The 7,055-nt window shown below is 39.5% G+C and carries 6 protein-coding genes; all 6 read left to right on the forward strand.

The window, feature by feature from the left end; genetic code table 11:
• The coding region (locus ACH2DQ_RS23200) for a cytidylyltransferase domain-containing protein (RefSeq protein WP_395028530.1) at positions 1-661 on the forward strand (661 nt) is incomplete at its 5' end.
• Between the two features lie 8 nt (positions 662-669).
• The gene (locus ACH2DQ_RS23205) at positions 670-1,320 is read left to right on the forward strand and encodes an HAD hydrolase-like protein (protein WP_394913534.1); all 651 of its coding nucleotides are present in this window, start codon (positions 670-672) and stop codon (positions 1,318-1,320) included.
• Between the two features lie 92 nt (positions 1,321-1,412).
• A complete protein-coding gene (locus tag ACH2DQ_RS23210; RefSeq protein WP_394913533.1) occupies positions 1,413-3,158 on the forward strand; it encodes a glycosyltransferase in 1,746 nt (581 codons plus the stop codon).
• Positions 3,159-3,399: 241 nt separating this feature from the next.
• Entirely contained in the window at positions 3,400-4,998 is a 1,599-nt protein-coding gene (locus tag ACH2DQ_RS23215) for an aldolase catalytic domain-containing protein (RefSeq protein ID WP_394913532.1), read from the forward strand.
• 289 nt (positions 4,999-5,287) lie between these two features.
• The gene (locus ACH2DQ_RS23220) at positions 5,288-6,598 is read left to right on the forward strand and encodes a UDP-glucose dehydrogenase family protein (RefSeq protein WP_394913531.1); all 1,311 of its coding nucleotides are present in this window, start codon (positions 5,288-5,290) and stop codon (positions 6,596-6,598) included.
• A 93-nt stretch (positions 6,599-6,691) separates the two neighbouring features.
• Positions 6,692-7,055: glycosyltransferase family 2 protein (locus tag ACH2DQ_RS23225; protein WP_395028533.1), on the forward strand; the 364-nt coding region annotated here is incomplete at its 3' end.

Raw genomic sequence — 7,055 nt, forward strand, 5'->3', positions numbered from 1 at the left:
CAAGCCAATGATCTGGTGGGTATATCAGCAGGTAAGCAAGGTGAGAAACTTCGATGAAGTGTATGTGGCAACCGATAATCAGGAGATCTATGACGTCTGCACAGGATACGGATTCAAGGTGCTGATGACAAGTGAAAAGCACACAAACCCTACAGAGCGGACTCATGAAGTATCCGATCTGATTCCGGCAGATATCTATGTGTTCATCGGCGGAGACGAACCGCTAATTGAGGCACAGGCAATTGAAAAAGTAGTGGAAACGGCAAAAAATACCCCTGAATTCTTTGTTGCCAACGCAATGACCACCATCAAGACAGGACCGGAAGTCATCGACTTTACAAATATTAAAATGATAGCCAACGAAGCAGGAGACGGCCTCTATACATCCAGAAGCCCGCTCCCATATCCAAAGGGAAGCCTGGAATTCGATTATAAGAAATTTGTTGGAATCTGTGCATTTACAAAAGAGGCACTGGATTTCTTTGTAACCACACCTCAGAGCATGCTGGAGAAGGTAGAAGAATGCGACCTGATCCGCTACATCGAACATCACAAAAATGTAAAATTTGTGGACGTTGACTGCAGAACGGTGTCCGTGGATACACCGAAGGATCTGGAAATGGTAAAAGACTTAATGGTTGCAGAAGGAATCGTAGGATAGGAGTATTTATGTATAAAGCAGTAATATTCGACCTGGACGGAACCCTGCTGGACACTTCCGCAGGCGTATTAAAAAGTGTGGACTATACCATTGATAAGATGGGGTACAAGCCTCTGGAAAATGAAGTAAAACGCACTTTCATTGGACCGCCGATTAAGAAATCCCTGATGAAACAGTATGGATTAACAGAAGAAGAGGCCGATCGGGCAACGGAGATTTTCCGGGACCGGTATAAAAATCACGACCTGTTTCTGGCAGAAGCGTATGAAGGCATCTATGATTTACTAAAAGCCCTCCACGCAAAAGGCTATAAAATTGGGGTTGCTACTTTAAAAAGAGAAGATTATGCAATCGAGATATTAGAGCATTTCAATATAGCAGAACACTGTGATGTGATCTGCGGATCCGATTTTGCCAGTAAAATGACAAAAAAGGATGTACTTATGCGCTGCGAATCCCTTATGGGGCTTACTCTTTCAAAAGAAGGTATCCTGATAGGGGACACGACTTCCGATGCAGTGGGAGCTTTTGAAGCTGGGGTTGACTTTATGGCGGTTACTTTTGGTTTTGGATTTCGTACTGACGGAGATGTTAAGGAGCATCCGCACGTGTTTACAGCGGATACAGCCCAGGATATCAGAGGATTTTTTGGTATATAGAACCCTGCAAACAGGCATGCTTTTTTAAAGGATGTCTGTTTGCGGGGTTTTTTAACAGGCACTATAGTCTAAAGAATAAGGGAGATAAGAGAATGGATAAAAAAGTACTGATTTCAATCATAATACCGGTTTATAATGTGGAAAAATACTTAAGAAGATGTCTGGATTCTGCTGTGAACCAGACAATGAAAGAAATAGAAGTAGTGGCAATTGATGATGGATCGACCGATAGTTCCGGTGTCATTCTGGATGAATACAAAAAGAAGTATCCGCAGATCATGCAGGTACTTCATACAGAAAACCACGGACAGGGAATTGCAAGAAATCTGGCAATAAAAGAAGCAAAAGGTACATATCTTGCATTCTGTGATGCGGATGACTACATGATAGAGAATTCTCTGGAGCGCATGTATGCACGTGCCCAAAAAGAAAATTGCGAACTGATCTATGGTGCCTCGTACCGGGTAAGGGGTAACGGGAAATATCTGCTGGGATTACTGCCGGGTCCGGTAACCAAAGAGAGCATGCTTCTGGATATTACACCGTTTACGCTATGGAGTCTTCTGGTAAAAAAAGAACTCTGGGAGAGAACGGGTGGAACTGCAGACATGATTTACCAGGATGTAGCCTATATTCCTGTTTTGATCGCAGCAGCCAACAACGTTGCTTATGAGCCATTACCTGTTTATTACTGGATGGACCGTGAAGATTCCACCGTGCATCGCACAAAAGAAAGAAAAATTTTAGATTTTGTAAAAGCTGCAAAAATGGCAATCGAGAATATTGATCCGAAATATCGTAATGAAATCGTAATGAATATGGCAGAAAAGACCATTGATAAATCCAAAGCAATGTGGTATTTTGGGGATGAGTTCTTTTCATATTTCAAGTCACTTGTACCGATGATTGAAAAGAATCCATGCTATCTGGCAAATCCGGACAAATATAAGGAAATTACCTTCTATATAGGTTTGACAGAGCATGCAGTGCCAAAGAGAATTTATCTGGATGGATTTTCACAGGAAGTCACAACCCAGCAGGCCCAAGAAGCGGCCAGGGAGGCCTTTCGTGAAGAGGGGGAGGTAGTTGTGTTAAACCCCGCAAACTGCGATGTGCAGGAAAACCAGATGATAGAGCAGGCATTTTTACAAAAGAATTTTAAACTGGCAGCCGGATATTTTGCATTGAAAAGAATTTATGCAGAAGGTGGAATTTATCTGGGCTCCAATATGAAAATTAATGGACCATTTGACTGTATGTGCAGTTATCCGGCATTCTTCAGCTTCTTAGATGAAACTCATTTTACGGATAAAGTATTCGGTGCAGCTAAAGGGAATGAAGTTATAAAAGAAATTATGGATGGATTGGTAAATAGTAAGACTCAGACTGAAGCAGACCCGGCAAGGCAGATTGAGAGTGTGCTAAAAGGCAGGTACTCGGTAGAGATGAATGGAAGAACAACCTATTCCAAATATCCATTTGTACTGTTATCGCCACTTGCGGTAATGACTCCGGTCAGCGGAACCGTAATCGATCTGTGTCAGTGTACCCAGTTTGATATGAATCCTAAAGAATTATTTACAATTCCCAAATCTACTCTTGCCGGGATTGCAAATTATCCCGTACCTTGGCAGGGGACTCAGATCAAGAACTGGAAGTTTAAGTATGGAGAGTCGAAAAAGCAGTGTGAAGAGCTTCGTAAAAAGTATAAGAAATGTACAGCGGAACTGAAAGATATAAAGAATACAGATGAATACCGGGTAGGAAATGCAATGAAAAAAAATGGGTTAGGCAGATTGATTATGCGCATGTGTTTAAAGTTACTGGGCAGTAAATAGAGTCTTTTTATAAAATCTGGCAGCAGAGTGAATGCTGTAATCACAAAAAGTAAATGATTTGCACACAATAAATAACAACGCTCTGCAGGGGTGTTCGGCTTACCGAAACGAAAATACTTCACAAAATGCAAATTTACCTGTATAATAAGTGCTGAATGCAGTAACTTATATTGGATTATATGGAAATTTACATCAAAATTTGTTGGTACACCAATAAGTTTTGAAGAACAGGAGAATAAAAATGAATAATATAAAATTGTTAGATTGTACTTTACGTGACGGTGGTTATGTCAATGACTGGAATTTCGGTCACGACAATATCGTAAGTTTATTTGAAAGACTGGTCAGCACAAATGTAGATATGATTGAAGTCGGATTTTTAGATGAAAGACAGAAGTTTAATATTGATCGTACCATTATGCCGGACACCGACTGTGTGGGAAAAATCTTTGGCGGCCTTGACAGAAGACAGGCTATGGTAGTTGGTATGATCGATTTTGGTACCTGCGGCATTGAAAACCTGTCCCCTTGTAAAGACAGCTATCTGGACGGTATTCGTGTAATCTTTAAAAAACATTTAATGCATGAAGCAATTGCTTTCTGCCGCCAGGTGAAAGATCTGGGCTATCAGGTATTTACCCAGGCAGTTTCCATTACAAGTTATTCGGACAGAGAGATGCTGGATCTGATCGATCTTGTAAACGAATTAAAACCCTATGCAGTATCCATTGTAGATACCTATGGACTGCTTCATCAGGAACATCTGATGCATTATTTTGAATTATTAGACCACAACCTCGTACCGGAAATCGGTGTGGGATATCATTCTCATAACAACTTCCAGCTGGCATATTCCAACTGTATGGAAGTACTGAAGGCGCATACGGACCGTATGGTAGTTGTAGATGCAACACTTTATGGGATGGGTAAAAGTGCCGGAAATGCGCCGATAGAATTGCTCTCCATGTATCTGAATACCAACTGCGGAAAGAATTACGATATCAGCCAGATGTTAGAAGCTATTGACATCAACATCATGAACATCTATGAAAAGAGTCCATGGGGATATAATCTCTTCTTCTATCTGTCAGCATCGAATAACTGTCATCCAAGTTATGTAAAATATTTAATGGACAAGCACACCTTATCACTGAAGTCCTTAAATGAAATACTGAACAGCATTGAATTTGAAAAGAAATTATTATACGATCAGAAGTATATCGAACATCTGTACAATCAATATCAGAACGCAGAATGCAATGATATAAGTGATCTGGCAAAACTGGAAGAACAGTTAGCAGGAAAGAAAATTCTCTTAGTTGGACCAGGCAAGAATGTACAGGCTCAGGAAGAAAAAATCAAAGCTTATATAGACGAAAATCATCCGGTTGTGATATCCACAAATTATATACCGGGAGCCCTGATGGTGGATTATGTATTCTTAAGCAACTCAAGGAGATATGTTCAGCTGAACAGCGTAATAACCGAGTATAAAAACCGTGATACCAAAGTAATTGCCACCTCTAATGTGACTAATACAAAAGGAAGCTTTGACTATACGTTAAACTACAGCTCACTCGTGGATGAAGATGCAGAGATCATTGACAATGCATTTATTATGCTTCTGAAGACATTGATGAAAGTAAAAGTAGAAAACGTAGCATGTGCCGGATTTGATGGCTATTCACCGATTGAGGATAACTATTACAACTCCAGCATGGAGTACCGGATTGAGAAAGAGAAGTCGAATAGCATGAACCAGTATGTGATTGACTGCCTTGAGAAGATGGAAGATAAGATTTCGGTGAAATTTATAACGGATACATTCTATGTGAAATAGGTTTATCTTGTAAAAGCTATAAAATGCAGGCAAGAGCTATCAGAACTTTGAACTGATAGCTCTTTCTATGAGGAGCATATACGCTTATAAAAGTATGAAAAACAGTACTTTTCTGATTTCTTTATGATATAAAATATGAAGAAAATATTATAAAAGTATGAACTAAAAACCTTAGAATGTCAAAATTAGCAAAAAACATGTAAAAAATAACCTTATACAGGGTGGTAAAATCTTAAAACATATGATATAATTTAAACACTATATTTGAATAATATGCGGAGAAGATAAAATGAAAATAGCAGTTGCAGGAACTGGTTATGTCGGACTTGTCACAGGTGTCTGCCTGGCGAGCAAAGGACACGATGTAACTTGTGTTGATATTGATGAAGAAAAAGTGGAAAAAATGAAAAAGGGGATATCCCCTATCTATGAGCCAGGACTGGATGAATTAATGCAGCAAAGCATGGGTCATTTACAGTTTACAACGGACTATGGCGCTGCATATAAAGATGCGGAGGCCATTTTTATTGGCGTAGGAACTCCGGAAAAGCAGGATGGTTCTGCGAATTTAGCCTATGTTTTTAAAGTGGTAAAACAGATCGCACAATCCGTAGAGCGGGACTGTGTAGTTGTAGTAAAATCTACCGTGCCGATCGGTACCAATGATAAGGTGGAAGCTTATCTGCGGGAGCGTTTGGTCCATGATGTTAAAGTGGATATAGCGTCGAATCCTGAATTTCTTTCTCAGGGAACGGCAGTTCCGGATACCCTTCATGCATCCCGCATTGTGATTGGTGTGGAAGATGAAAAAGCAGGAGAAGTATTAAAGAAAGTGTATGAGCAATTTGATGCACCGGTAATCGTAACAGACAGAAGAAGTGCCGAAATGATAAAATATGCATCCAATGACTTCCTGGCACTGAAGATCTCCTATGTAAACGAAATAGCGAATCTGTGCGAAATCGTAGGTGCAAATATTGAAGATGTTACAAAAGGTATGGGATATGATGCTCGTATCGGCAAAAGATTCTTAAATTCTGGAATTGGTTATGGTGGATCTTGTTTTCCAAAAGATACAAAAGCCTTAAGCTGGTTGGCAAGTTTTAATGACAACGAAATAAAGACAATCAGAGCAGCCATAGATGTAAATGAAAACCAGAAATTAAAGCTGGTAAAAAAAGCAAAAAAATATTTCGAAGACTTTTCAGATCTCAATGTGGCTGTGCTGGGGCTTACCTTTAAGCCAGGAACAGATGATCTGCGTGAAGCAGCTTCGCTTGTAAATGTTCCGATCCTTTTAGAAGACGGTGCAAACGTAAAAGCCTGGGATCCGGTTGGTACGGAGAATTTTAAAAAGCTCTATCCAAAGAAAGTTGATTATTGTTCAAGCATCGAAGAGACTATAAAAGATGCAGATATCTGCTTTATTTTTACCGAGTGGGATGAAGTAAAGAATTTTGATATTAAGAAATACGAACAACTCATGAGAAAACCTATCGTTTTAGATGGGAGAAATTGTTACTCCTTAGATGTATTTGAAGGCACAAAAATAATTTATAATTCGATTGGACGTAAAACAGTAAATAGTGAGTTAATGTAGGACAAGGAATTACGGATATCCGTTTTTGCAGATATCCGTTTTTTGGGTGGTTGGAAGAAAATGAGAGAACGAAGGAAAGGTTGATAAATAATTATGAAATTGATTATTCAGATTCCATGTTATAATGAAGCACAAACCTTGGAAATAGCACTGAATGACTTGCCAAAACAGATCGATGGCATCGATGAGATTGAGTATCTGATCATAAATGACGGAAGCCAGGACAATACGGTAGAGGTTGCAAAAAACTGGGGTGTCCATTACGTTGTAAACTTTAAAACAAACAAAGGTCTTGCAAAGGGCTTTATGGCCGGACTGGATGCCTGTCTTAGAAATGGTGCTGATATTATTGTAAATACAGATGCAGATAATCAGTATTGTGGGGAAGATATTGAAAAGATGGTAAGACCGATTATAAATGGGGAATCGGATATTGTAATTGGGGAAAGACCTATAG

It is taken from the genome of Robinsoniella sp., assembly GCF_034124845.1.